This window comes from Amycolatopsis sp. NPDC049159 (assembly GCF_040648295.1).
Taxonomy (GTDB): Bacteria; Actinomycetota; Actinomycetes; order Mycobacteriales; family Pseudonocardiaceae; genus Amycolatopsis; species Amycolatopsis pretoriensis_A.
In genome coordinates, this window is the sequence record NZ_JBEZDL010000003.1 from 502,102 (window position 1) to 526,891 (window position 24,790).

The 24,790-nt window shown below is 70.0% G+C and carries 27 protein-coding genes and 1 pseudogene; 13 read left to right on the forward strand and 15 right to left on the reverse strand.

Annotated features, from left to right (window positions below):
• Positions 1-13: 13 nt before the first annotated feature.
• Together AB0B33_RS08640 and AB0B33_RS08645 are read right to left on the reverse strand one after the other, a co-directional pair.
• On the reverse strand, positions 14-1,801 hold the full coding sequence (locus AB0B33_RS08640) for a CHAP domain-containing protein (protein ID WP_360768446.1): 1,788 nt from the start codon (positions 1,799-1,801) through the stop codon (positions 14-16).
• Positions 1,802-2,029: 228 nt separating this feature from the next.
• Positions 2,030-2,806: an AraC family transcriptional regulator gene (locus AB0B33_RS08645; protein ID WP_360768448.1), complete on the reverse strand. Its 777-nt coding sequence runs from the start codon at positions 2,804-2,806 to the stop codon at positions 2,030-2,032.
• Positions 2,807-2,855: 49 nt separating this feature from the next.
• On the opposite strand from AB0B33_RS08645, the gene AB0B33_RS08650 reads away from it, so the two are divergent.
• Both AB0B33_RS08650 and AB0B33_RS08655 read left to right on the forward strand, forming a co-directional pair.
• Positions 2,856-3,269 (forward strand): DUF2000 domain-containing protein, encoded by a 414-nt coding sequence (locus tag AB0B33_RS08650; protein ID WP_360768451.1) that lies wholly within the window; start codon positions 2,856-2,858, stop codon positions 3,267-3,269.
• An 84-nt stretch (positions 3,270-3,353) separates the two neighbouring features.
• Positions 3,354-3,842 (forward strand): hypothetical protein, encoded by a 489-nt coding sequence (locus AB0B33_RS08655; RefSeq protein WP_247014873.1) that lies wholly within the window; start codon positions 3,354-3,356, stop codon positions 3,840-3,842.
• On the opposite strand, the gene AB0B33_RS08660 is transcribed toward AB0B33_RS08655, so the two are convergent.
• From AB0B33_RS08660 to AB0B33_RS08675, 4 genes are read right to left on the reverse strand one after another with little or no spacing between them, the layout of a single operon-like run.
• Positions 3,832-4,518, reverse strand: a complete 687-nt coding sequence (locus tag AB0B33_RS08660; protein WP_360768454.1) for a hypothetical protein — start codon at positions 4,516-4,518, stop codon at positions 3,832-3,834. The genes AB0B33_RS08655 and AB0B33_RS08660 overlap by 11 nt on opposite strands.
• The gene (locus AB0B33_RS08665) at positions 4,515-5,132 is read right to left on the reverse strand and encodes a class I SAM-dependent methyltransferase (protein WP_360768457.1); all 618 of its coding nucleotides are present in this window, start codon (positions 5,130-5,132) and stop codon (positions 4,515-4,517) included. Before AB0B33_RS08665 ends, AB0B33_RS08660 begins: the two co-directional genes overlap by 4 nt.
• Positions 5,133-5,141: 9 nt before the next feature.
• On the reverse strand, positions 5,142-5,522 hold the full coding sequence (locus AB0B33_RS08670) for a DUF2203 domain-containing protein (protein WP_360768460.1): 381 nt from the start codon (positions 5,520-5,522) through the stop codon (positions 5,142-5,144).
• A 25-nt stretch (positions 5,523-5,547) separates the two neighbouring features.
• The gene (locus AB0B33_RS08675) at positions 5,548-6,057 is read right to left on the reverse strand and encodes a hypothetical protein (protein ID WP_360768463.1); all 510 of its coding nucleotides are present in this window, start codon (positions 6,055-6,057) and stop codon (positions 5,548-5,550) included.
• Between the two features lie 257 nt (positions 6,058-6,314).
• On the opposite strand from AB0B33_RS08675, the gene AB0B33_RS08680 reads away from it, so the two are divergent.
• Together AB0B33_RS08680 and AB0B33_RS08685 are read left to right on the forward strand one after the other, a co-directional pair.
• A complete protein-coding gene (locus tag AB0B33_RS08680) occupies positions 6,315-7,538 on the forward strand; it encodes an NADP-dependent isocitrate dehydrogenase (RefSeq protein WP_360768466.1) in 1,224 nt (407 codons plus the stop codon).
• Between the two features lie 183 nt (positions 7,539-7,721).
• Complete coding sequence (locus AB0B33_RS08685) at positions 7,722-8,018, forward strand: hypothetical protein (RefSeq protein ID WP_086858088.1); 297 nt, start codon at positions 7,722-7,724, stop codon at positions 8,016-8,018.
• Positions 8,019-8,051: 33 nt separating this feature from the next.
• On the opposite strand, the gene AB0B33_RS08690 is transcribed toward AB0B33_RS08685, so the two are convergent.
• The 3 genes from AB0B33_RS08690 to AB0B33_RS08700 all read right to left on the reverse strand — a co-directional run bounded on the left by AB0B33_RS08690 (position 8,052) and on the right by AB0B33_RS08700 (position 10,634).
• Positions 8,052-8,663, reverse strand: a complete 612-nt coding sequence (locus tag AB0B33_RS08690; protein ID WP_360768469.1) for a permease — start codon at positions 8,661-8,663, stop codon at positions 8,052-8,054.
• 79 nt (positions 8,664-8,742) lie between these two features.
• Complete coding sequence (locus AB0B33_RS08695; RefSeq protein WP_360768472.1) at positions 8,743-9,324, reverse strand: WHG domain-containing protein; 582 nt, start codon at positions 9,322-9,324, stop codon at positions 8,743-8,745.
• Between the two features lie 572 nt (positions 9,325-9,896).
• On the reverse strand, positions 9,897-10,634 hold the full coding sequence (locus AB0B33_RS08700; RefSeq protein ID WP_360768475.1) for an MBL fold metallo-hydrolase: 738 nt from the start codon (positions 10,632-10,634) through the stop codon (positions 9,897-9,899).
• Between the two features lie 91 nt (positions 10,635-10,725).
• Between AB0B33_RS08700 and AB0B33_RS08705 the strand changes: the two genes are divergently transcribed.
• The gene (locus AB0B33_RS08705) at positions 10,726-11,553 is read left to right on the forward strand and encodes an exodeoxyribonuclease III (RefSeq protein ID WP_360768478.1); all 828 of its coding nucleotides are present in this window, start codon (positions 10,726-10,728) and stop codon (positions 11,551-11,553) included.
• A gap of 60 nt (positions 11,554-11,613) precedes the next feature.
• On the opposite strand, the gene AB0B33_RS08710 is transcribed toward AB0B33_RS08705, so the two are convergent.
• The gene (locus tag AB0B33_RS08710; RefSeq protein ID WP_360768481.1) at positions 11,614-12,342 is read right to left on the reverse strand and encodes a chitinase; all 729 of its coding nucleotides are present in this window, start codon (positions 12,340-12,342) and stop codon (positions 11,614-11,616) included.
• 454 nt (positions 12,343-12,796) lie between these two features.
• Here AB0B33_RS08710 and AB0B33_RS08715 point away from each other — a divergent pair, with 454 nt between their 5' ends.
• From AB0B33_RS08715 to AB0B33_RS08740, 6 genes and pseudogenes are all read left to right on the forward strand, one after another.
• Positions 12,797-13,150 carry a hypothetical protein gene (locus AB0B33_RS08715; protein ID WP_247014852.1) on the forward strand — a complete coding sequence of 118 codons (354 nt, stop codon included), beginning with the start codon at positions 12,797-12,799 and terminating at the stop codon, positions 13,148-13,150.
• 554 nt (positions 13,151-13,704) lie between these two features.
• On the forward strand, positions 13,705-14,739 hold the full coding sequence (gene trpS / locus AB0B33_RS08720; RefSeq protein WP_360768484.1) for a tryptophan--tRNA ligase: 1,035 nt from the start codon (positions 13,705-13,707) through the stop codon (positions 14,737-14,739).
• Positions 14,736-14,867, forward strand: a pseudogene (locus tag AB0B33_RS08725) (ATP-binding protein); the annotation flags it as partial. The gene trpS and the pseudogene AB0B33_RS08725, both read left to right, overlap by 4 nt.
• A gap of 172 nt (positions 14,868-15,039) precedes the next feature.
• Positions 15,040-16,050 (forward strand): inner membrane protein YhjD, encoded by a 1,011-nt coding sequence (yhjD, locus tag AB0B33_RS08730; RefSeq protein ID WP_360768487.1) that lies wholly within the window; start codon positions 15,040-15,042, stop codon positions 16,048-16,050.
• 56 nt (positions 16,051-16,106) lie between these two features.
• On the forward strand, positions 16,107-17,213 hold the full coding sequence (locus AB0B33_RS08735) for an acyl-CoA dehydrogenase family protein (protein ID WP_360768490.1): 1,107 nt from the start codon (positions 16,107-16,109) through the stop codon (positions 17,211-17,213).
• Positions 17,210-17,647 (forward strand): winged helix-turn-helix transcriptional regulator, encoded by a 438-nt coding sequence (locus tag AB0B33_RS08740; protein ID WP_247014842.1) that lies wholly within the window; start codon positions 17,210-17,212, stop codon positions 17,645-17,647. The genes AB0B33_RS08735 and AB0B33_RS08740 overlap by 4 nt, the downstream gene beginning before the upstream one ends.
• On the opposite strand, the gene AB0B33_RS08745 is transcribed toward AB0B33_RS08740, so the two are convergent.
• Entirely contained in the window at positions 17,644-18,891 is a 1,248-nt protein-coding gene (locus AB0B33_RS08745; RefSeq protein ID WP_360768493.1) for a D-alanyl-D-alanine carboxypeptidase family protein, read from the reverse strand. The two genes, AB0B33_RS08740 and AB0B33_RS08745, sit on opposite strands and share 4 nt — an antisense overlap.
• A 43-nt stretch (positions 18,892-18,934) precedes the next feature.
• On the opposite strand from AB0B33_RS08745, the gene AB0B33_RS08750 reads away from it, so the two are divergent.
• Together AB0B33_RS08750 and AB0B33_RS08755 are read left to right on the forward strand one after the other, a co-directional pair.
• Positions 18,935-19,168 carry a hypothetical protein gene (locus AB0B33_RS08750; RefSeq protein ID WP_360768496.1) on the forward strand — a complete coding sequence of 78 codons (234 nt, stop codon included), beginning with the start codon at positions 18,935-18,937 and terminating at the stop codon, positions 19,166-19,168.
• Between the two features lie 63 nt (positions 19,169-19,231).
• The gene (locus tag AB0B33_RS08755) at positions 19,232-20,632 is read left to right on the forward strand and encodes a S8 family serine peptidase (protein ID WP_360768499.1); all 1,401 of its coding nucleotides are present in this window, start codon (positions 19,232-19,234) and stop codon (positions 20,630-20,632) included.
• Positions 20,633-20,697: 65 nt separating this feature from the next.
• Here the strand turns inward: AB0B33_RS08755 and AB0B33_RS08760 are convergent, their stop codons facing one another.
• From AB0B33_RS08760 to AB0B33_RS08775, 4 genes are all read right to left on the reverse strand, one after another.
• Complete coding sequence (locus AB0B33_RS08760; RefSeq protein ID WP_360768501.1) at positions 20,698-21,666, reverse strand: hypothetical protein; 969 nt, start codon at positions 21,664-21,666, stop codon at positions 20,698-20,700.
• Positions 21,667-21,832: 166 nt separating this feature from the next.
• A complete protein-coding gene (locus AB0B33_RS08765) occupies positions 21,833-22,603 on the reverse strand; it encodes a succinate dehydrogenase iron-sulfur subunit (protein WP_247014831.1) in 771 nt (256 codons plus the stop codon).
• Positions 22,603-24,357, reverse strand: coding sequence for a succinate dehydrogenase flavoprotein subunit (gene sdhA, locus AB0B33_RS08770; protein WP_247014829.1), 1,755 nt, complete (start codon positions 24,355-24,357; stop codon positions 22,603-22,605). Before sdhA ends, AB0B33_RS08765 begins: the two co-directional genes overlap by 1 nt.
• Positions 24,358-24,376: 19 nt before the next feature.
• Positions 24,377-24,790 (reverse strand): succinate dehydrogenase hydrophobic membrane anchor subunit, encoded by a 414-nt coding sequence (locus AB0B33_RS08775; RefSeq protein ID WP_247014827.1) that lies wholly within the window; start codon positions 24,788-24,790, stop codon positions 24,377-24,379.

The window sequence follows — 24,790 nt, forward strand, 5'->3', positions numbered from 1 at the left end:
GCCCGGCCCCGGATCACGGGATCAGGTGGTTCCACACCCCGCCGGCGCCGGCGTTGTCGATCGCGGCCTGGTCCACGGCCGTTGTCGGTTGCACACCGCCATACGGTGACCAGTCGTCGACGACCGCGGCGTGTCCGCCGGAGACTCGGTACGGGCGACCGGTCTGGCCGCCGCTGACAAAGGTGCCGTCGGCGGGGCGGTAGCGGGTGTGACTCCAGACACCGCCGAGATCGCCGTTGTCGAGGGCGGCTTGGTCGACGACGGTGGTCGGTTGGGTGCCGCCGAACGCGGACCAGGTGGAGACGTACAGCGGCGCGCCGCCGGCGAAGCGGTAGACCTGGCCGGTTTGCGCCCCGGTGACGAACGTTCCGTCGGCCGGCCGGTACCGGAGGTGGTTCCACACCCCGCCGGCGCTCGCGTTCTCGATCGCTCCCTGGTCGATCGTCGTGTAGGGCTGGTTCCCGCCGAACGCGGACCAGGTGGAGACGTACAGGGGTGCGCCGCCGGTGATGCGGTAGACCTGGCCGGTCTGGCCGCCGTTGACGAAGGTGCCGTCTGCGGGTTGGTAGCGGAGGTGGTTCCAGACGCTGCCGGCGTCGCCGTTGTCGAGGGCGGCTTGGTCGACGACCGTGGTGGGTTGGGTGCCGCCGAACGCGGACCAGGCCGAGACGTAGACGGGTGCCCCTCCGGTGATGCGGTAGACCTGACCGCTCTGGCCGCCTGTCACGAAGGTTCCGTCCGCCGGGCGGTAGCGGGTGTGGTTCCAGACGCTGCCGGCGTCGCCGTTGTCGAGGGCGGCTTGGTCGACGACCGTTGTGGGTTGGGTGCCGCCGAACGCGGACCAGGTGGAGACGTACAGGGGTGCGCCGCCTGCGAAGCGGTAGACCTGGCCGGTCTGGCCGCCTGTCACGAACGTGCCGTCTGCGGGTTGGTAGCGGAGGTGGTTCCAGACGCTGCCCGCACCGGCGTTGTCGAGGGTGGCTTGGTCGACGACCGTTGTGGGTTGGGTGCCGCCGAACGCGGACCAGGTGGAGACGTATAGCGGTGCGCCGCCCACGATGCGGTAGACCTGCCCTGTCTGGGCGCCGGTGACGAAGGTTCCGTCCGCAGGCTGTTGCCGCAAGGAATCGAACTGGGCCTGGTTGAGTGCGACCGTCGGCTGGGTGCCGCCGAAGGCCGACCACGTCGACACGTACAGTGGTGCGCCTCCAGCGATCCGGTAGACGTTTCCGGCGTAATTGACAAATGTGCCGTCACCTACCGACGGCGAGATGTCCCGGAAATGGATGAAACCGGTCGGATAGTAACCGCCGGGTGTGAGCCTGACCCAATGGAAATCGCCCCCGTAGTTGTCTTCGGAGGTCAGGATGTAGCCGTTGCCGACCTCCTCGACGTAGGCGACGTGTCCGAGCGAACCGGATCCGTTGGAGTTTGCGGCCCACCACGCGACCGCGCCGACGGCTGGTGTGCCGTTGACCGCGACTCCGTGCGCCTGGGCCTGCCCGCCCCATTCGTAGGCGTTTCCGTGGCCGCGCAAGTAGCTGGCATCCACGCCGTTCCGGATTAGCCGGTAAGCGGCGTAGTTCGTGCAGTTGTGGCCGGGGTACATCCCCCAGTACGACGTGCCGGCGCTGCCGCTGTACCCGCTGTCGCTCCGGCCGGCGGAGGCGCAGCCGCCGTAACCCGAGCAAAGCGTGGTTCCCGTGGCCGACGAAGTTCCGGCGAGGGCCGCGGACATCAGGAAGAGCAGGGCGGTGAGGCTCAACACCCTGCGCAGGAGAAAGCCGTGCTTGTCAGTCATTTCGCGCTCCGATTACCCCGGTGAACGGCGATTCGCCTGGCTGGCGTCGTCGTGCGAAAAACCTTTGTTACGGTGTTCACCCGCCCGGCCGAACCGTGCGGAGCGGTTCGGTGGCGGAGTTACCTCATTCCGGCGCTTTCCGGTTTGTGGTTCTCCGTCAAGTGCTCGACGACCGGTCCCACTGCGGCCGATCCTCGCGAGGATCCGCACATCCGGATTGCGCGCAGGTCAACGAGCCTTCGGGTACCGCGATGGGGTCGTACCCAGGTACCGCTTGAAGTGCCGCGTCAGGTGGGCCTGGTCGCTGAACCCGGCCGCCGCGGCCACCTCGGCCGCCGGGGCGCCGTCGAGCAGCAAGCGGCGCGCGCGGTCGACGCGGCGGCCCGTCAGGTAGCGGTGCGGTGGCAGCCCGAACTTCGCGCCGAAGCAGCGGACGAGGTACGCCGGGTGCGCGCCGAGCGTCTCGCCGGCTTCGGCGAGCGTCAGCGCTTCGGGCAGCTTCGCGTCGAGGAGGTCCCTCAGCTCGTCGGCCAGCCCGCGCTTCGGTTCGTGGCGCGCCGGCCGGCCCAGGTGCGTCTGCAGCCGGTCGGCCACCAGCGCGAGCCGGCTCTCGGCCTCCAGTGCGTCACCGGGGTGGGCTAGGGACTCGTGCAGCTGGTGGATGCGGGTGCGCAGCAGGTCGTCGGCGAGGCTCGGCCGGTCGACCGCGGCCCCGATCAGGTCGTCGCCGAGCACCGACGTGTCCAGGTACAGCACGCGCTTGCGGAAGCCGTGGCTGGTCGCGGCCCGCCCGTCGTGGGCGACGTTCGGTGGCAGCAGCGTCACCGCGGGCCCGAGCGCGCCGTGGTGGTGGCGGTCGAGGTCGTAGCGGATGACGCCGTCGTCGACGATCAGCAGCGTCCACGTGTCGTGCGTGTGCAACGGGTAGGCGTGCGTCGTGAAGCGGGCGTGGAAGACCTCGGCGATCCCCGGGACCGCCGGCCGCCAGGCTTCGACGTGCGCCATGTCAAGAACGTACAAGACGCGCGGGTGGCCGGCGGGTGAGTCTTCGGTCATGAGTTCCTTCGACACGAAGATCGCCGTCCTGCTCCGCGACGACCTGGCGTCCTGGCAGCGGCTGAACGTCACCGCGTTCCTGGTGAGCGGCATCGCCCACGTGACCCCGGAGCTGATGGGCGAGCCCTACGCGGACGCCGACGGCACCGAGTACCTGCCGATGTTCGGCCAGCCGGTCATGGTGTTTTCGGGTGGCGCGGACGTGCTGACCGCGGCGCACACGCGGGCGCTGGGCCGCGGCCTGCGGATTTCGATCTTCACCGACGAGCTGTTCCACACGGGCAACGACGCCGACAACCGGGCCGCGGTGCGCGCGGTGCCGGGGGAGAAGCTCGCGCTGGCCGGGCTCGCGGTGCACGGCCCGAAGAACGCGGTCGACAAGATCCTCAAGGGCGCGTCGCTGCACCGCTGAGTAGAAACCCCCTGTACGGCGCCCAGGCGCGCTGCCAGCATGATCGGCGTGCCGCGAAAAAGCGGCCGGAAATGGGGAGAATCCGTGAAATCACTGCATCGCGCCGGCGTGGTCCTGACGGCGGCGGCCGGGCTGGGCTTGGCGCTCGTCCCGGTCGCTTCGGCGGACCCGCTGCGAACGGTGGACTACACCTCGGAAGCGGGCGCCTGGCCGATGACCGGCAGCGCCCACTACACGTCGCCGGGCGCCGAAATCACCGTGTGGCAGCGCGACGGGAAGCTGACGGTCGACGTCGACGCGAACTTCGACTACCTGCGCGTCGTGCTGAGCGCCCCGGCGGGGGAAACCCTCCACACCGGGACGTACACGGGCGCGCGCTACCGCGGCCAGGACGACCCGGCGCTGAGCACCCCGGGCTTCTGGGCGGTCACCGCCGGCTTCGGCTGCGGCGACGACTACGCGGACTTCACCATCGACCGCCTCGACGCGACCGGCGTGGACCTGACGTTCGTCCAGCACTGCGGCAGCCCGGACGGCCCGGCCACCCGCGGCGAGGTCCACTTCACGGCCTGAGCCGCTCGACCGGTGGCAGCGCCCCGGTGGTCACCCAGGTGACCCAGTCCGCGGGCTCGAACACGCAGTTCCCGGACGACACCCGGCGCGTGTCGCGGCCGAGCAGCTGCACCGCGCGCCACAGCTCGTCGTCGGCGTCGTGGCGCTCGAACACCACCGGGTCCGTCGCCCGGCAGAAGACGCCGGTCAGCGAATTCGCCAGCCGGTCCCGGCGCTGGAGGAACCAGCCGCCGGGGTCGGCCGGCGTGCCCGGCTCGCCGCCGTAGGTGCGCCACACGACGCCCGGATCCAGCAGCGTCGCGAGGTCGAGCGCGTCGGCGGACTCGAAGGTGCAGCGCCTCGGGTCCGGCCGGGGCGGCACCGGCCGCGGCTCGACCCCCAGCGACTTCAGCTCGAAGGCGGCGCCCGTCACGCGGATCCGCAGCGGGGCGAAGAACTCGACCGTCACGAGGCCGTCGTGTTCCCAGCTCCACGGTTCTTCCAGCGCGTGGTCCGCCGACGGCGGCTCGGCCGCTTCCAGCTCGGCCGGGTCGGCGCTCAGCTCGAAGACCTCGACGACCGAGATCTCACCCGGCACGAGCCGGTACTCCACGTAGGCCTCGAGCCGCAGCGAAACCCGGCTGCCGTCCGTGGTGACGTCCGTCAGGTGCCCGTCGGCGAACCGTTCGAGGTTCACGGCGCCGTCGCGTGCACCAGGAACACGCTCCGCACCCGATCCCCGCCAGTCATGGTGAACGTCCGCGCCGAAGCGTCCACGAACCCCGCCGACGACGCCAGCGCCGCCGCCCCGGCCTCGTCGGTCGGGAACGACAGGTCACGGGGCACGAAGTCCGCGAACCGCCCCGACGGCTTGAACCGCGCCCCCGAAACGACCGAGAACGCCAGCCGCCCGCCCGGCCGGAGCACGCGCAGCCAGTCCGCGAAGGCGACCGCCCCGAGGAAGTGCAGCGAGGACGCGCACAGCACGACGCCGGCCGACCCGTCCGCGGCCGGCATCGGCACCGCGGGCGCGACCTGCCACGAGATCACCCTGTCCGGATCCAGCGAAGGCGCCTTCGCGGAAGCGCGGGCGAGCATCGCCGGCGACAAGTCGACAGCCAGTACGCGCGACGGCTTCAGCGACAACGCCGCGTACGCCGCGAAGCCGGTCCCGGTGGCGACGTCGAGCACCAGCCCCGGCGAGCCGGGCAGCGGCGAAACCAGCGCCTCGGCCACCGAAGCGTGGAAGGTGTCTTCGTCGTAGTGCTCGGCCGTGCTGTCGAAGAGGGCTGCCCTCGAGTCGTGGTCCACCGACCCAACCTAGCCGGGCCCACCAGCCGTTTTCAGCCGGCGACGACCGGCGAACCCCAGGTCGGTGCGGTGGTACCAGCCCAGCTCGTGATCACCCTCGAGCCAGCACAGCAGCACGTCGGTGCCGTCGAGCTCGGCCGGGAAGTCGACCAGCAGCGGCGCGAACCCCTTGAGCTCGGCGCCGGTGCGCTGCACCGTCGTCATGAGGTCGTCGAGGCGCGCCTGCGCGGCTTTCCACTCCGGCAGCCCGCCCAGCTCGGTGGCCCGGCCGCCCGGGCGCAGTGCCGCCGCGAGCTCGGCCGCGTCGGCGCGGACGCGCACCAGTTCGTCGAGGACCGGCCGCAGCCGCGCCAGTTCGTCACGCGCTTCCGCGACGGTGAACAGTCCCATCCGCCGATTTTGCCACCGGCGGGGTTCAGCTCTCGCGGCGCCGCCGCACCAGCGCGTTCGCCAGCCCGCTGCCGACCAGCAGGAAGCCCACCCCGAGCAGTGCGCCGATGAAGAGGAAGTCCATGACGCCGTACGCGATGTCGCTCTTCGGCATCAGGTTGACCAGCCGGAACCCCCACTCCGGCACGGCCATCGCGGCGACGCCGGGCAGCACGCCGTAGATCAGCCCGCCCAGGATCGGGCCGACCGCGGACAGCGCGCCGAGCGCGGCCACGACCAGCAGCAGGATCGCCCCGCCGGCCAGCAGCGCGATGCCCAGCGCGTCGCGGTTGGTGCTGAGCGTGGCCTGGATCAGCTGCTGCTGGCGCAGGCCGCCCCAGCTCAGCAGCCCGAGGGCCACCGGCGTGAGCACGAGCCCGCCCAGCGCGCTGACGACGTGCGCGGCACCTCGGCGCGGCCGTTCGTCGCGGACGTCGGTGCTGTCTTCGTAGTCCTCGTAGTCGTCTTCGTAGTCGGCGTACCGATGGGTCGACATGGCCGTCACCTCCCGCATGATGGGTTCACGGGTGGCATCGTGCCTTGGTTCACCGCGGAACGCGACGCTCGCTCGACGAGCGGTCGGCCGGGCCGAGCGGTCGGCGCGGCCCCGTGAGCTGCGCCACAACCGGCGGGTGGAGACTTGATACCGGCCACTACTGGAACCATCCAGCTCGGTCAAGCAGTACGCTTGTACCGCTACCGGCGAGACTTAAAAGAAGAACGCGAAGATCCGCGGAAGGAGCACCGCTGCTCATGGCCAAGATCAAGGTCCAGGGCACCGTCGTCGAACTCGACGGCGATGAGATGACCCGCATCATCTGGCAGTTCATCAAGGACAAGCTGATCCACCCGTACCTGGACGTGAACCTGGACTACTACGACCTGGGTATCGAGGAGCGGGACCGCACCGACGACCAGGTCACGGTCGACTCCGCGAACGCGATCAAGAAGCACGGCGTCGGCGTCAAGTGCGCCACGATCACCCCGGACGAAGCGCGCGTCGAAGAGTTCGGCCTCAAGAAGATGTGGCTGTCCCCGAACGGGACCATCCGCAACATCCTCGGCGGCGTGATCTTCCGCGAGCCGATCGTCATCCAGAACATCCCGCGGCTGGTGCCGACGTGGACGAAGCCGATCATCATCGGCCGCCACGCCCACGGCGACCAGTACAAGGCCACCAACTTCAAGGTGCCGGGCCCGGGCAAGCTGACCGTCAGCTACACCCCGGACGACGGCTCCGAGCCGATGGAGTTCCAGGTCGCGCAGTTCCCCGAGGGCGGCGGCGTCGCCATGGGGATGTACAACTTCAAGAAGTCGATCGAGGACTTCGCGCGCGCGTCGCTGCAGTACGGCCTCGACCGCGGCCTGCCGGTGTACCTCTCCACCAAGAACACGATCCTCAAGGCCTACGACGGCCAGTTCAAGGACGTGTTCGAGGAGATCTTCCAGGCCGAGTTCAAGGCCGACTTCGACGCCAAGGGCATCTCCTACGAGCACCGCCTGATCGACGACATGGTCGCGGCGGCGATGAAGTGGGAGGGCGGCTACGTCTGGGCGTGCAAGAACTACGACGGTGACGTCCAGTCCGACACGGTCGCGCAGGGCTTCGGCTCGCTCGGCCTGATGACGTCGGTGCTGCGCACGCCGGACGGCCGGACCGTCGAGGCCGAGGCCGCGCACGGCACGGTCACCCGGCACTACCGCCAGCACCAGCAGGGCAAGCCGACGTCGACCAACCCGATCGCGTCGATCTACGCCTGGACCCGCGGCCTCGAGCACCGCGGCAAGCTGGACGGCAACCAGGAGCTGATCGGCTTCGCGAACACGCTGGAGCAGGTCGTCGTCGAGACGGTCGAGGCCGGTCAGATGACCAAGGACCTCGCGCTGCTCATCAGCAAGGACCAGCCGTTCCAGACGACCGAGGAGTTCCTCGCGACGCTGGACGACAACCTGGCGAAGAAGATCGCCCAGGGCTGAGTTCCCAGTCGCTGAGAAGCCCCCTTCCCGATTCGTCGGGAAGGGGGCTTTCTTCGTGCACAGCGCGTCACTTCGCGGTGACTTCGTTGGCGCCTCCGGGTGGTTGCTGCGTACGGCGCTGTCGGTCCGGGTAAAGGATTGCCTACCCTTGGCGGAGGACGGGGTTCTCGGTTGGAGGAAGGCATGTCGAAGAAGACTCTGATCATCTTGGGCGCCATCGTCCTGGTCATCGTCGTGTACGCCATGAACACGGGGAAGCAGGCTTCGGGTGCTTCGGCCACCGGCTGCAAGGTGACCGTGACCGCGGACGTCCTGAACGCCCGCGAGACGGCGGACGGCAACGCCAAGATCGTCGGCAAGTACCTGCGCGACGCGCAGTTCGACGCCCTGCCGGGCGTGCAGAACGGCTTCCGCAAGGTGGCCGACGACAAGTGGGTGGCGGCCGCCTTCACCCAGCCCGTCGAGGGCTCCACCTGCTGATCCGCCGGACTTGAGCCGTCCGGGCTCGAACTGTCAGACGCCGAGCAGGTCGGCCGCGAGGGTGGCGACACCGAACACCGCGGCCGACAGGCCCAGCGTGCGAGCGCGCTTCGGATCGCGCTTCGCGGCGGCGCGCCAGTAGAGGCCGATGCCGATCGCGAGCATCAGCAGCTCGACGACGGCCGAGACGGTGGGCAGCCGCCAGAGCCCGAAGCCGAACGTGGGCAGGTCACCGGCGTTGCCGGGCAGGATCGGCAGGTCGGCGCGGTGCACGACGAGGTCGAGCACCCAGTGCGAGAACACGACACCGGCGAGGACCAGCCCGACTTCTTTGCGGGGGTTCCGGGTGGCGGAGCCCCCGGCCTGGGGCGAAGCCGCGGATGTCACGGCTTCGCGGCCCAGCCACTTGCCCGCGACCGCGCCGAAGAGGGCGGCGAGCGCGAGCGCGCCGACGAGGGAGTGCGTGTAGTCGGCGTGGATGACGCCGCCGCCGTAGCCCGCGCCGTCGACCGTCTCGATGCCGCTCAGGTAGAGCGGCGCGAAGACGACGTCGAGCCAGGCGGTGGCGAGCATGAGCGTCCAGACGGGGATCGCCGGCCGCCCGGCCTTGACGGCGGCGGCCAGCCCGAAGTGCCCGGCGATCATCTGCGGGCCTCCGTCCACGGGAAGCGGGCGTCGAGCACACCCAGCCCGACGGTGAAGAAGAGCACGGCGAGGATGAAGGTCATTTCCTGTCCTGTTTTGCGTAGTTACCGAGGCCCTGGACGAGCATTTCCTTGAGCACTTCGAAGCTCTCGCCGATGTCTTCCGGCCGCCCGAACCCCCCGGAGGCTTCCAGCCCGGCGAACCCGTGCACGGCGGCGCGGATGCAGCGCGTGGCGTGCACGGCCCGGTCGTGGTCGAAGCCGAACGGCCGGAGCACGGCGAAAGCGACTTCGGCGACGGCGTGGGTCGCGGTGCTGAGTTCGACGTCGGCCGCGTCCGGCGCGGTGACGAGCGCTTGGGTGCGCATGGGGTGTTTCCGCAGGTAGTCGCGGTAGGCGTCGGCCAATGCGGCAACGGCTTCCCCGCCTTGGCGCCCGGTTGCGGCGCTGCGGAGGGCGTCGGCCATTTCCTTGACGACGCGGAGGTCGATCAGCCGCCGCAGGTCGGCGAGGCTCTTGACGTGCTTGTAGAGCGAGGGCGCGGCGACGTTGGCGCGTTCGGCGACCTTGGCGAGGGTGAGCGAGTCGGGGCCGGTTTCGTCGACGACGGTGAGGGCGAGGGTGACCACGGCGTCGGTGGTCAGGCCGGCTCTAGGGGACATCTTGGCTATCCTGCATAGCTTTAAAGCTAAGTCTCATAGCTTGAGGCGTCAAGGGCCCGTTTTTGTCGGTGGTGGGTGCTAGAACTGATCACGTCGAAACGCACAGGTGGCGGGCTTGTCCGCCGGAGAGGAGGGGAACGCCCGGGGACGGGCGACAACTGAATGCGGCACGAGCCGGAAGTGACGTCCGCGGGGTCTCCAGGGGGAGTTCCGCGGGCAGCGGAAGCCGGGCGACGGTGTCGGGTGCTGGTGCGGCCTGGGTGGGATCGAGCGTGGGGAACGTGCTTCGACGGGGGTCGGAGCACGATCGCGAGGTCCTCCTGGGCGACCGGGGCCTTGGCGCGGGGACTCTACGTGAGCGGCTGGGGTCTTGGTGCCGGGCCAGGGGCGGATCAGAGGGCGTTCGCGAGGTCCGCGTTCGCGTCTGGCAGTTCGCTCCGGTCTCGGCTCGGGCGTCTGCGGCGGTGTGAGCGAGGCGAGGGTCAGAGGGTGTTCGCGAGGTCCGCGTCCGCGACTGGTAGCTCGCCCGGGACTCGGCTCAGGCGTCTGCGGCGGCGCGAGCGAGGCGCGGATCAGAGCGCGATCGCGAGGTCTTCCTCCGCGACCAGCACCTCACCACCGAACTCGGCACGGGCCTCCTCGGCCGCGGCGGCGCGATCGGTACCGGGCCAGAAGTGGGTCAGCAGCAACCGCCGGGCCCCAGCTTCCTCCGCCCAGTACCCCGCTTCGGCGGCGGTCATCAGATAGCGAGGCTCCCCCTCCGCCGGTGGGGTGCGGAGGGTGGCGTCGCAGATGACCAGGTCCGCGTCCCGGCCGAGCTCGGCCAGCACCGGCGAAGGCCCCGTGTCCCCGGTGTAGGCCACGGTGAGCCCGGGCGCGCTGAGCCGCACGCCGAAGTTCGGCAGGTAGTGCGGCAGCGGGTACGACGTGAGCCGGAACGGCCCGACCTCGGCCGGCGCGCCGAGATCGTGCACGGCGAACAGCTCCGCCGGGTGCGGCCGCGGCTCCATCGCCTCGAGCCGCCGGACGGTGCCGGGCGTGCAGTGCAGCGGCAGCCGCTCACCGGGCGGTCCGGTGTAGTGCCAGGCCCGTCCGAGCGCGCTCACGTCGGCGCAGTGGTCGGGGTGCTCGTGCGTCACGACGACGGCGTCCGGCAGCCGGTCGCCGCAGTGCGCGAACAGGCGCGAGGCGGCGCCGTACCCGAGGTCGAGCACGACGCGGAAACCGTTGTGCGAGAGCAGGAATCCGGCGCACGCCCGGCCGGGCTCCGGCCACGCACCGCAACTGCCGAGCACGGTCAACTGGCTCATGCGCGGCAGTCTCGCAGAGCGCGTGCGCCGGCGCGGAGCGGTTTTCGCCGACCGGCCCCGCCGGCCCGGACGCGCCCGCCCGGCCGGTAGCGTGCAGGACGTGCTGACCGTCTCCACCGTGAACGTCAACGGCCTGCGTGCCGCCGCCAAGAAGGGCTTCGTCGAGTGGCTCGCCGCCACGAAGGCCGACGTCGTCTGCTGCCAGGAGGTGCGCGCCACCGCGGATCAGCTGCCCGCGTCGGTCGTCGAGCCCGAAGGGTGGTTCGCGGCGCACGCGCCGTCGGCCGCCAAGGGGCGCAACGGCGTCGCCGTGTACAGCCGCGTCGAGCCCGACGAGGTGCGCGTCGGCTTCGGGGAGCCCGAGTTCGAGGACAGCGGGCGCTACCTCGAAGTCCACCTGCCCGGCGTCGTCGTCGCGAGCCTGTACCTGCCCAGCGGGGACGTCGGCTCCGAACGCCAGGACGAGAAGGAGCGCTTCATGGCGGCGTTCCTGCCCTACCTCGTCGAGCTGCGCGCGAAGGCCGCCGCGGCCGGGCGCGAGGTCGTGGTCGTCGGCGACTGGAACATCGCCTACGCCAACGCCGACCTCAAGAACTGGCGCGGCAACCGCAAGAACTCCGGCTTCCTGCCCGAGGAACGCGAATGGCTCGGCCGGGTCTACACCGAGGCGGGCTACACCGACGTCCAGCGCCGGCTCGACCCCGAAGGCCCCGGCCCCTACACCTGGTGGTCCTACCGCGGCCAGGCCTTCGACAACGACTCCGGCTGGCGCATCGACTGCCAGCTCGCGACGCCGGGCCTCGCCGAGAAGGTCGTCGACGTCGTGGTCGAACGCGCGGCCGCGTACGACCAGCGCTGGTCCGACCACGCGCCGGTCACCGCGACCTACGACGTCGACTTCCCGGCCTGGAACGGTTAGCCCGGCGCGAAAAGGGCCTCCCCGGCGCCAACCGGGAAGGCCCTTCTCGCCGCGCCCGGCTCAGCAGGAAAGGTTGCTCCCGGCCGGGACCCCGAGGATCCCGGTGATCTGCGTGTACTTGTCGATCCGGCTCTGCACCTGGGCGGGGTTGCCGCCGTTGCACTCGATCGAGCCGTTGATGCTGCGGATCGTTTCGCCGAACCCGCGCTGGTTGACCATCGCGTCGTGCGGCGTCATCGTGCCCGGCCCGGTCTGGGTGTTCCAGTACCAGAGGCCGGTCTTCCAGGCGACGGCCGAGTTCTGCTCGACCTGGTACGGGTTGCCGAGCAGGTCGATGCCGAGCGCGTCACCGGCGGCCTTGTAGTTGAAGTTCCAGCTGAGCTGGATCGGGCCGCGGCCGTAGTAGGCGGCCTGGCCGGCCGGGCAGCCGTAGGGCTGGCTCGCGTCGCAGTAGTGCGGGTAGTTGGCGGTGTTCTGCTCGACGATGTAGACGAGCCCGCCGGTCTCGTGGTTGACGTTCGCGAGGAACGCCGCCGCTTCCTGCTTCTTGACCGTGTCGTCGCCGGTGTTGGCGAAGCCGGGGTAGGCCGACAGCGCGTCGGTCAGGCCGCTGTAGGAGTAGAAGCTGTTGCGGTCGGGGAAGATCTGGTTGAACTGGGCCTCGCTGACGACGAACGAGGCGTCCGCCGCGGCGGACGCGCTGGTGGCCGGCAGCACGACGGCGGCGGCCGCCGCGGCGAGCACGCTCACCGCCACTCCGGTGCGCTTCAAGAACCGTGCAATCGACATCCGGGACTCCTCTTGATCACGCCGGTCGTGCGCGGTCCGACCGAGCCGAACGGGCTACTCCAAGAGGTATAGACCAATCACTATTGAGTGAAAAGTTTTCCGATTAAGACGACGCGATCGGACCAGCGAGCGCTGCGGCGAATGGCACGGCGTGAGCCGATATTGCGACGAACGGGCGACAGCTGAGCGGACACAGATCGGCCAAGCTCTACTTTGAGTACGAGCGTTCCGTCTTCCGCAACACCCACTTGGGTGGTTGGAGTGATCCGCAGGGGTGCCCGGACCGTGTTCCTGGTTGGGCGCTACTCTCGGCCCCCGAGCCGATCGGGCCGCCAGGTCTTGACACGCTCGGTAGCTTTTTGACCAGCAGCACGCAGCGTCTCACTCGTATGGGTGAGCGTTTCGCTCGTCAATCGCGGGAGGCACTCCGGTGCGCAACCCAGGTCATCTCCTGTTGCGGTCCACGCTGCGCGGCTTCCGCGCGGCCGCAGTGGTCGCGCTGATCCCGGCCACCCTGCTCGTCGCAGGCGGCGGAAGCGCGTTCGCCGACGTCACGACGACCGCACAGGCCGAAACGACCGCGGAGAGCTTCGGCGTACTCGGCCCGGTGGGCCTGGTCGCGGTCGCACTCGGCATCGTGGGCATGACCTTGGGCGTGCTGCGCCAGCGCCGCAAGAACCGAGTCGCCGAAGCCGCCCCGGCGGCCCCCGAAGCCCCGGGCCCGGTCACGGCGATGGCGGAGGCCGTCCTCGGCGAGCCCGAGGCCACGCCGACCCGCCCGTTCCTCACCCAGCACCCGCACGCCTGACCCCGGCGCCGCAAGCGCCCACCTGACTGCGGGAGTCGCCGCGCACGTCGGCGGATTCGCAGGCCGGAACTCGCGCATGCCCGTGTGGCAGCTGGCCGAGCCCGTCCCCTTGAGCTGTCGAGGTCGCTCACCTGTCAAGCCATCCGGTGCCGCCTGGCCGCCGCGAGCCCGCATGCCAGGGCCGCTGACCTGCCGGGCCGTTCGCCGCCCCGCGGTCGAACCGCCCGCCGCGAGCCTGCTTGCCAGGGCCGCTGACCTGCCGGGCCGTTCGCCGCTCCGCGGTCGAACCGTCCGCCGCGCAAGCCGTCGTGAAGCCAGGTGCCTGCTTGCCGGGGGCCGCTGACCTGCCGAGCCGTTCGTCGCCCGCGGTCGAACCGTCGCCGCGCAAGCTGCCGTGAACCCCGGGTGCCTGCTTGCCAGGGCCGCTGACCTGCCAAGCCATCCGTCGCCGTCGAGCCGCCTGTCCGCGGCGAACCCGGCCCGCCCCCACCCCGGACCCGCCCGCCGAGGGCCCTCGCCGCCTGTCGCTCGGCTCGGCCTGGAAGAATCCCGGTGTGTCCGAAGAGCAGACCGTCGCAGCCGCACGCCGTCCGCGGGTCCTGTCCGGGATCCAGCCGACCGCTGACTCGTTCCACCTCGGGAACTACCTCGGTGCCCTGCGCCAGTGGGTGCGGATGCAGGACACGCACGAGACGTTCTACTGCGTGGTCGACCTGCACGCGATCACCGTCGAGCAAGACCCGAAGGTGCTGCGGCAGCGCACCCGCGTCTCGGCCGCGCAGCTGCTCGCCATCGGCATCGACCCGCGGCACAGCGCCCTGTTCGTGCAGAGCCACGTGCCGGAGCACGCGCAGCTGAGCTGGGTCCTCGAATGCCAGACCGGCTTCGGCGAGGCCGGCCGGATGACGCAGTTCAAGGACAAGTCCGCCAAGCAGGGCTCGGACCGCTCCAGCGTCGGCCTCTTCACCTACCCCATCCTGCAGGCCGCGGACATCCTGCTCTACCAGGCCGACGCCGTCCCGGTCGGCGAGGACCAGCGCCAGCACCTCGAGCTCACGCGCGACCTCGCGCAGCGCTTCAACAACCGCCTCGGCAAAACGTTCGTCGTGCCCGAGCCGTTCATCATCAAGGACACGGCGAAGATCTACGACCTGCAAGACCCGACGAGCAAGATGAGCAAGTCGGCGTCCACCGCGAACGGCCTCGTCGAGCTGCTCGAGGACCCGAAGCGCTCGGCGAAGAAGATCCGCTCGGCGGTCACCGACACCGGCCGTGAGGTCAAGTTCGACGCCGAGAACAAGGCGGGCGTCTCGAACCTGCTGACCATCTACTCGGCGCTCACCGAGCGGCCGATCGCCGACCTCGAAGCCGCCTACGAAGGCAAGGGGTACGGCGACCTGAAGAAGGACCTCGGCGAGGTGTTCGTCGAGTGGGTCACGCCGATCCAGGACCGCGTGAAGTCCTATTTGGACGACGTCGCGGAGCTGGACAAGGTCCTCGCCGCCGGCGCCGAGCGCGCCCGCGAGGTGGCGTCGAAGACGCTGGCCAAGACCTACCAGCGGATCGGTTTCCTCCCGCCGGTGCGGTGAAGCTGCTCCTGCTCGACGGCCCGCCGGGCAGCGGCAAGTCGACGCTCGCCCGGCGCTACGCCGACGACCACCCACCCACCCTGGCCCCGGACGTCGACCGGGTCCGAGCAACGCTCGGCGGCTGGCGCCCACCGACGATCCAGGCTTTCGCGGCGCTGCGCGGGCCGGTTGTCCACAACCCCCGCGGGATGTGGACAACCGGCGGTCAGGAGGCGCTGCGGGTGCCCGCCGAGCCTGGTCGCCTCCCTCACCTGAGCCGCTCGCGTTGCAGGAGTCACCGGGCGTGGTTAGCGTTTTACAGTGCCGAACGAAGAGAAGGAAAAGCTCCTGCCGCGCCTGCGCAGGAAATACCCGTGGCTCGATCACCTGATCCGCGCCAACGAAGCCTTCACCGAGCGGTACGGCAACCACTACGCCGCCGCGATCACCTACTTCAGCGTGCTGTCGGTCATCCCGTTGCTGATGGTCGCCTTCGCGGTGGTCGGCCTGGTCGTCAACAACGACCCGGCGATCATCAAGCAGATCTCCGACAGCATCAACAACTCCGTGCCCGAAGGCCTGCGCAGCCTGGTCAAGGGCATCGTGGACGCCGCGCTCAAGTCCGGTGGCGGGGTCGGGATCTTCGGTCTGCTCATCGCCCTCTACTCCGGCATCGGCTGGATGGCGAACCTGCGTGACGCGCTCACCGCGCAGTGGGGCCAGGAGAAGCAGCCGCAGCCGTTCCTCAAGCAGACCGGCAAGGACCTCGTCGCGCTGGTCGGGCTCGGTGTGGCGCTGGTCGTTTCGTTCGCGCTGACCGCGGTCGGCGGCGGGGTCGGGCAGTTCCTGCTCGAGCTCGTCGGGCTCGAGCAGCAGACCTGGGCGATCGTCCTGCTCCGCGGCGCGACCATCGTGCTCGGCCTGGCCGCCAACACCCTCGTCTTCCTCTGGGTGATCGCCCGGCTGCCACGCGAACGCGTCGCCCTGCGCAGTGCCGTGAAGGGTGCCGCCTTCGCCGCCGTCGGGTTCGTCATCCTGCAGCAGGCCGCCACCGTCTACCTCGCCAGCGTGACGAAGTCGCCGGCGTTCGCGCTGTTCGGGCCGGTCATCGGCCTGCTGGTGTTCGCGAACCTCGTCTCCCGCTTCCTGCTGCTCGTGACGGCGTGGACGGCGACGGCGACGGAGAACCAGCGCAAGGTCGTCGAGCCCCCGCCGCCGGTGCGGCTCGAACAGAGCGTCACCGTGCAGCGCGGGCCGGGGCTCGGTGCCGTCGCGGGTGCGTTCGGGGCCGGCGCTCTGCTCGCGTGGTTCGGGGGCCGTCGCAAGCCTTGACAGCGAGCAGGGCGGTAAAGAAACTGAACCGGTAAGAAATCCGAACCGGAGGTTTCGTGCTGGACGCCGCCCGCGAGTGCGCCGCGCTCGCCAAGACACTCGCGCCGGTCACCGAACGGCAGCGTGCGCTGCCCGCCGAGCTCGTCGCGAAGCTGACCGACGCCCAGCTCCTGCGCAGCGGCGTCCCCGGCTACCTCGGTGGGCCCGAAGCGCCGCCCGCCGTCAGCCTCGAGACGGCGGAGACGGTCGCGCGCGGGGACGCGTCGGCCGGCTGGTGCGTCTCGATCGCCGTGACGAGCAGCCTGCTCTCGGCCTACGCCCCGCGAAAGTGCGCCGAAGAGGTCTTCGGCGACCCGCGCACCGTCGCTGCCGGGGTCTGGGCGCCGCGCGGCACCGGCGAGCGGGTCGACGGCGGGTACGTCGTGTCCGGCCGGTGGGCGTTCTGCAGCGGGATCCCGCACTGCGACTGGCTCTTCGCCGGGTTCGTCCACGAAGGACAGCTCTACGTCGCCGCGCTGCCGAAGGCCGGGATCACCGTCCTCGACACCTGGCACACCAACGGCCTGCGCGGCACCGGCAGCCACGACTGCGTCGCCGAAGCGCTGTTCGTCCCGGAGCACCGCGTCTTCTCGGTCATGGGTGGGCCGCCGCCGGAAGCCGTTGCGCTGCACCGGTTTCCGCTCTTCGGCTTCTTCGCGCTGTCGGTCGCCGCGGCCGCGCTCGGCAACGCGCGCGGCGCGATCGACGACCTCGTCGAGCTGGCCGCCACCCGCAAACCGCTCGGCTCCCGCCGGTCGCTGGCCGAGCGGTCGCAGACCCAGGCCGCCGTCGCGGAGGCGGAAGCCGCCCTGCGCGCCGCGCGGCTGTTCTTCTACGCCAGCATCGACGACGCCTGGCAGGCCGCGCAGGGCACCGAACCGGTGCCGGACGCGCTCAAGCTGGGCCTCCGGCTCGCCGCCACGCACGTCACGCGCACGGCCGCGAAGGTCGCCGAAAGCATGTACGACCTCGGTGGTGGCGCTGCGATCTACGAGACTTCGCCGCTGCAGCGCCGGTTCCGCGACGCCCACACCGCCACCGCCCACTTCCAGGTCAACCCGGCCAGCTTCGAGCTGTCGGGCAAGCTGCTGCTGGGCGTCCCGGCCCGCACGGAGCAGCTGTGACCGACCTCGGCCACCGGTTCACCGCGGATTCCGTCGGGCGCGCGCTCGACCTCGTCGGCGAGCGGTGGAGCCTGCTCATCCTGCGGGAGGCGTTCTTCGGCGTGCGCCGCTACGGCGAGTTCGCGCGCACGCTGTCGATCCCGCGCCCGACGCTGTCCGCCCGCCTGAAGACCCTCGTCGACGCGGGCGTGCTCGACCGCGTCGACCCGGTGCCCGAATACCGGCTGACCCCGGCCGGACGCGACCTGTTCGGCGCCGTCGTCACGCTCATGCAGTGGGGCGACCGGCACCTCGCCGGGCCGGCCGGGCCGCCGATCCTGTTGCGGCACCACGACTGCGGCGAGATCGCCGAGACGTTCGTGGCCTGCGGGCACTGCGGCGGCGCGATCACGACCGACAAGGTGACCCCGGAGCCCGGGCCCGGGTTCCGCTAGTTCGCGGCCTTCTTGCGCTGGTGCCCGACGACGAACCCGCCGACGATGACCAGGAACACGAGCAGCGTGATGATCCACCCGGTGACGCCGAACGGGTCTTCCTTGGTGCCGGCGGCCGTGGAGGACGTCCCGCTGTTGCCGGTGTCACCGTCGGCCAGCACCGACGGGTCGGTCCCGGGCGCGCTGGTCGCGGGCGCCTGGTAGCTGATCTGGCCGACCGGTTCGGCGCGGTCGTCCTCCAGCGCGAAGCCGTAGTCGAGCAGCTTCCCGGCCTGGTCGACCACCTTCGTCGGCTTCTGCTCGGCGCGCAGCATCACGACCGCGAGCCGCTTGCCCTTGCGCTGCGCGGAGCCGACGTAGGTGTGGCGGGCGTCGTCGGTGAAGCCGGTCTTGCCGCCGAGGAAGCCGGGGTAGACGCCGAGCAGCTTGTTGTCGTTGAAGATGGGGATCGCGGGCTTGCCGCCGGCCGGCGGGATCTCGAAGTTCTTCGTCGCGACGACCTTCGCGAACTCGGGCTGCTTCATCGCGTAGTGGAAGATCAGGCTGAGGTCGTAAGCCGAGGTCGACATGCCCGGCCCGTCGAGGCCCGACGGCGTCGCGGCCCGCGTGTCCAGCGCGCCGATCCGGGCCGCCAGCGCGTTCATCTTCGCCACCGCGGAGTCCGGCCCGCCGAGCGCCGTCGCCAAGGCGTGCGCGACGTCGTTGCCCGAGTGCATCAGGAGGCCGTGGAGCAGCTGGTCGACCGTGTACTGGCCGCCGGCGGCGAGCCCGACGCAGGTGCACTCCTGCTCGGCGTCCTCCTTCGTCGCGACCAGGACCTGCTGCGGCGTCAGCTGCGTGACGACGACGAGCGCGAGCAGCGTCTTGATGAGCGACGCCGGCCGCTGCCGGGAGTGCGGGTCCTTCGCCGCGACGACGGCGCCGGTGTCGAGGTCCTGCACCAGCCAGGACGCCGCCGTGTTGCCGTCCGGCGGGTTGAGCGCGCCGTCCGGGGTGATCAGGCCGCACTCGGCCATCCGCGGGCCGCCGACCGGGGCGGCGGGCACGGCCAGCGGCGCCGGGGCCTGCTTGCCGGGCGCGGGCTTCTCCGACGTGTCGACCGGCGGTGGGGGAGCGAGGTGGTTGGCGCACTGGCCCTGCTGCTGCGGCGCGGCGCCCGCGGCGACGGGGGTGCCCAGGGCCAGGAGGGCGGCGGCGAGCGTCGTCGTGAAGACCTTGAGCGACCGGGAGACAGCGGAGTGCACCCACGCAATCTAGCGCCGTTGCCGTCGGCGCATACTCAGGGGCATGCGCCTTTCCCGACGAACCTCGCTGTTCCTGCTGGCCTTCGGCGTGTGGTCGTGGATCATCTGGATCACGTTCGCCAAGAACCTGTGGGAAAGCGACCGGGCGTGGACCGCGGACGGCTCGCCGACCGCGTACTTCGTCGTGCACGCGGTGCTGACCGTCGTCTCGTTCGTGCTGGGCACGATCATCGGGGTGCTGGGCTGGCGCGGGGTGCGCACCCGCACCGCCTCCTGACTTTGGTCGGTGGCGCGCTCTCCGGGGCCGGTTTAGGTTGACGCCACTGACTCTGGAGGTGGAATGTCCCGTTTACGCCGAATGGCGGCCCCGCTCGTGCTGGCCGTCGGGGGCGGCCTGTTCGCGGCGGCGCCGGCCGCGGAGGCCGCGCCGGTCACCTGTGACACGACGAGCACGCCGTACACCTACGTGGTGACGTACCAGCCGGGCACGCGCGCGTCGGCCGTCGACAAGGAACTGGCGGCCAAGTGCGGCACGAAGGTCGCGTACTACGCCGAGATCGGCGTCGCGATCGCCAGCTCGCGCAACGCGGACTTCCAGCAGAAGATCGGCGTCTACCGGGCCTACTCGGGCGGCAAGGACGTGGCCTCCCAGGGTGCGACGGCATCCGCCCGTTCGCTGGGCGCGGTGCGGACGCTGGAGGACACGCGGTCGACGGCCGCCGCAGGTGACCTGTCGGCGCAGCAGTGGGACATGAAGGCGATCCACGCGCCCGAGGCCAACAAGATCAACCAGGGCAGCCGCTCGGTGACGGTCGGCGTGCTCGACTCGGGCATCGACGCGACGCACCCGGCCCTGAAGGCGGCGGTCGACGCTCGTTCGTCGGCGGGCTGCATCACGGGCGCGCCGGACCTCACGCCGGCGTCGTGGGCACCGACGACGTCCGACCACGGAACGCACGTGGCGGGCACGATCGCGGGCAAGGACCCGGCGGCGGGCTTCACGGGCATCGCCCCGGGCGTCCGGCTGGCCTCGGTGAAGGTCGTCAACGACGACGGCTACATCTTCCCGGAGTCGGCGGTCTGCGGGTTCGTGTGGGCGGCCAAGCACGGCTTCCAGGTGACGAACAACAGCTACTACATCGACCCGGGCATGTTCTTCTGCTCCCGCGAGCCGGGCGACGCGGCCGCGTACGAGGCGGTGCGCCGCGCGATCGAGTTCTCGACCCACCACGGCGTCCTGAACGTGTCGGCGGCGGGCAACTCGGGCTTCGACACGACGAAGCAGACGACGGACCCGAACCGCCCGCACCCGGTGGACTCGTCCTGCGGCATCCTGCCGAAGGCGATCGACGGCGTGGTGACGGTGTCGTCGGTGGGTTACGCGGGCACGAAGTCGTCGTTCAGCAACTACGGCGAGATCGACGTGACGGCCCCGGGCGGCGACTTCGTCCAGGCCCCACCAGCCGGCGAAGGCCCTGCCTGCCCCCTGTCGACAACGGTGTTCGGCGGCCAGTACGGCTCGAAGTGCGGCACGTCGATGGCATCCCCGCACGCGGCGGGCGTGGCGGCCTTGCTGGCCTCGAAGTTCCGCGGCCTTCCCCCGCAGCTGCTGGCCCGCATCCTCACGGGCGAGGCGGACGTGGTGAAGTGCGCGTCGACGGAGACGGAGTGCACGGGCCCGGCGAAGAACAACTCGTACTACGGCCACGGCCTGGTCAACGCCCTGGACGCGGTCAGGTAGGAGTTTCGGTCATGAGGGGCACCCTCATGGACTTAAAGTCCATGAGGGTGCCCCTCATGGCGTTGTCACGCGGCTTCTTCTTCCACCAAGTAGACCGGGGGACGCGAGCGTGCAGCGGCTGCGGCGTATGCGGATTCGAGCTCATGCAACACCTCTTCGGGGGCGTCTCTGATCCGAGTGGGGAGCGTCTGGACGACCTTGATCCCAGCGGCTGCGTAGCGGTTGTTCCGGCGGAGGGTCCGGGCGTAGTCATGGCGCGTGTAGTGGAATTCGAACGAATCGATTTCCCAAGCGAGCGCGACTTCGTCCCACCACGCGTCCGGGCGCCCGACGAAACCACTGGCCGTCCGCACGCCTGTGTTCCAATGGGTTGGCTCGGTCGTAAGCCGGGCTGACAGCTTCTTGGCGTGGATCTCGGCCACCGAGCGGAGGTCCGTCCACTCCTTCAGCAACCGGCGCGGGATCGCGGTGCCGCGTTTTGTTCCCACATCGAGTTCGCTCGTCAGCTCCGCAGGCAGACAGCGGCCATGCTGGATGGCTTCCACCAGCAGGTGGCTGATCGGTTCCTCGGCACGGATCCGCCGGACCGCGTCGGTCGTCGCGCGCACCAGAGGAGCAAGGGGGAGCCCGCGCCGGATCCAGGCGCCGGGAAGCCGTCTGGTGCGCTCGGCGACAACGTATTCGGAGCTCAATACCCTGCGTTCGTGCGGGATCAGAAGGTGGATGTCTTGAGCGGGAAACTCGTCCGGTACGCGAAGGTCGTACCAGCGACATGCGTCTGCGCCGGTGATCATAGCCCCGGGGCCGCCGTAGAGGAGGGCTGCCAGGGCTCGCTGGCGGTGGGTTACGCCGCCGTTGTGCAGGAGGATGATCCCGGGTAGTAGCCGTTGCCAGGGACCTCCGGGCAGGCACTTCCGGTAGATCGTCCGCGGGTCCATGTCGAGCGATTGCAAGTCGCGCGCCGTGATCACGCCTTCTCGGCTCCGGTGCGTCAGCAGTTCGGGATGCTGTTCCCACTTCCCGCGTCTGGGCATGGATTCATGGTGATCGGTTGCGAGTCCCGGGCACCAGGTCGTTCTACCGAACTGTGGACAACTCTCACCGTTGTCCACAGGCCCGCAAAAGCCATGAGGGGCACCCTCATGGCCTTAAAGACCATGGGGGTGCCCCTCATGACAAACGAACTGGGCGGAGCGGAGGTCAGACGCGCTTGAACAGCAGGGCGCGCTTCACTTCCTGGATCGCCTTCGTCACCTGGATCCCTCGGGGGCAGGCGTCCGTGCAGTTGAACGTCGTCCGGCAGCGCCAGACGCCCTCGCCGTCGTTGAGGATGTCCAGCCGCTCCTCGGCTCCCTCGTCGCGGGAGTCGAAGATGAACCGGTGGGCGTTCACGATCGCCGCCGGGCCGAAGTAGGACCCGTCGTTCCAGTACACCGGGCACGACGAGGTGCAGCACGCGCAAAGGATGCACTTGGTCGTGTCGTCGAACCGGTCCCGGTCCGCCTGCGACTGGATGCGCTCCCGCGTCGGCTCGTTGCCGTACGTGATCAGGTACGGCTTGATCGCCCGGTACGCCTCGAAGAACGGGTCCATGTCGACGTACAGGTCCTTCAACGTCGTCAGGCCCTTGATCGGGGCGATCGTGATCGTGGTCGGCTTGCCCGACGCCGACAGGAGATCCTTCATCAGGACCTTGCACGCCAGGCGGTTGATGCCGTTGATCTGCATCGCGTCGGACCCGCACACGCCGTGGGCGCACGAGCGGCGGAACGAGAACGTGCCGTCGATGTAGTCCTTGACGTAGAACAGCAGGTTCAGCAGGCGGTCGGTGCGCTGCGCCGGGACGTCGTAGGACTCCCAGTGCGGCTCCGTGTCGACCTCCGGGTTGAACCGCAGGATCTTCAGCGTGACGGTGATCGGCGTGTGCTCGTCCGAAGCAGCGGGAGCGTCCTCAGTGGTTGCCGCAGTCATCAGTACTTCCGCTCCATCGGCTCGTAGCGGGTGAAGGTGACCGGCTTGTAGTCGAGCCGGATGTCGGACGCCAGGCCGGTGCCCTGCTTGTAGGCCATCGTGTGGCGCATGAAGTTCGTGTCGTCGCGGGTCGGGTAGTCCTCGCGGGCGTGGCCGCCGCGGGACTCCTTGCGCGCGATCGCGCCGACGACCAGGACCTCGGCCAGCTCCAGCAGGAAGCCCAGCTCGACGGCCTCGAGGAGGTCGGTGTTGTAGCGCTTGCCCTTGTCCGACACGGTGATCCGCTGGTAGCGGGCCTTCAGCGCCTGGATGTCGGTCAGCGCCTGCTTCAGCGTGTCCTCGGTCCGGTACACCGACGCGTGCGAGTCCATCGTCTGCTGCATTTCCTTGCGGATGTCGGCGACGCGCTCGTCGCCGTGCTCCGACAGCAGGCCCGCGAGCTGCTCCTCGACCAGGGCCGTCGGGTCCGCGGGCAGCTCGACGTGCTCGTGCGCCAGCGCGTACTCCGCGGCGGCGATGCCGGCGCGGCGGCCGAACACGTTGATGTCCAGCAGCGAGTTCGTGCCCAGGCGGTTCGAGCCGTGCACGGACACGCAGGCGACCTCGCCCGCGGCGTAGAGACCCGGGATGACGTTCTCGTTGTCCCGCAGCGCTTCGCCGTGGATGTTGGTCGGGATGCCGCCCATGACGTAGTGGCACGTCGGGAACACCGGCACCGGCTCCTTCACCGGGTCGACGCCCAGGTAGGTCCGGGAGAACTCCATGATGTCCGGGAGCTTCGCGTTCAGCGTCTCCTCGGGGATGTGCGTGACGTCCAGGACGACGTAGTCCTTGTTCGGCCCGCACCCCCGGCCCTGCAGCACTTCCTGCACCATCGAGCGCGCCACGATGTCGCGCGGCGCGAGGTCCTTGATGGTGGGGGCGTAGCGCTCCATGAACCGCTCGCCGGAGGCGTTGCGCAGGATCCCGCCCTCGCCGCGGACGGCTTCGGAAATCAGGATGCCCAGGCCCGCGAGGCCGGTCGGGTGGAACTGGAAGAACTCCATGTCCTCCAGCGGCAGGCCCTTGCGGAAGATGATGCCGAGGCCGTCACCGGTGAGGGTGTGCGCGTTCGACGTCGTCTTGAAGATCTTGCCCGCGCCGCCGGTCGCCATCACGATCGACTTGGCCTGGAAGACGTGCAGCTCGCCGGTGGCCAGCTCGTAGGCGACGACGCCGGAGGCGACCGGGTTGCCGTTCTCGTCCGGGCTGGTCACGAGGTCGAGCACGTAGAACTCGTTGAAGAACTCGGTGCCGTACTTGACGCAGTTCTGGTAGAGCGTCTGCAGGATCATGTGACCGGTGCGGTCGGCGGCGTAGCAGGCGCGGCGGACCGCGGCCTTGCCGTGGTCACGCGTGTGCCCGCCGAAACGGCGCTGGTCGATCTTGCCCTCGGGCGTGCGGTTGAACGGCAGGCCCATCTTCTCGAGGTCGAGAACCGCGTCGATGGCCTCCTTCGCCATGATCTCGGCGGCGTCCTGGTCGACCAGGTAGTCGCCGCCCTTGATCGTGTCGAAGGTGTGCCACTCCCAGTTGTCCTCTTCGACGTTCGCCAGCGCGGCGCACATGCCGCCCTGGGCCGCGCCGGTGTGGGACCGGGTCGGGTAGAGCTTGGTGAGGACCGCGGTGCGCGCGCGCTGGCCGGACTCGATGGCCGCGCGCATCCCGGCGCCGCCGGCGCCGACGATCACCACGTCGTACTTGTGGAACTGCATGGTGGGGGGTCTCCGGGTGTCAGTTCGCGGGCATGTTCGGGTCGAAGGTGAAGATCACCATCGTGCCGACGGCCAGGATCAGCACCATCGAGACGTACAGCACGATCTTCAGCCAGAACCGCGTGCTGTCCTTGCGCGCGTAGTCGTCGATGATGGTGCGCAGGCCGTTGCCGCCGTGGATCTCGGCGAGCCAGAGCATGGCCAGGTCCCAGAACTGCCAGAACGGCGAAGCCCAGCGGCCGGCGACGAAGCCCCAGTTGATCCGGTGCACACCGCCGTCGAGGATGTTCATGATCAGCAGGTGGCCGAGCACCAGGATGATCAGCGCGAGGCCGGAGATCCGCATGAACAGCCAGCTGTAGAGCTCGAAGTTGCTCCGGCGGGCGGCGGGACGCTTCGGCGCGCGGGGGTTCGCGAGGGCGAGGTCGGCCAT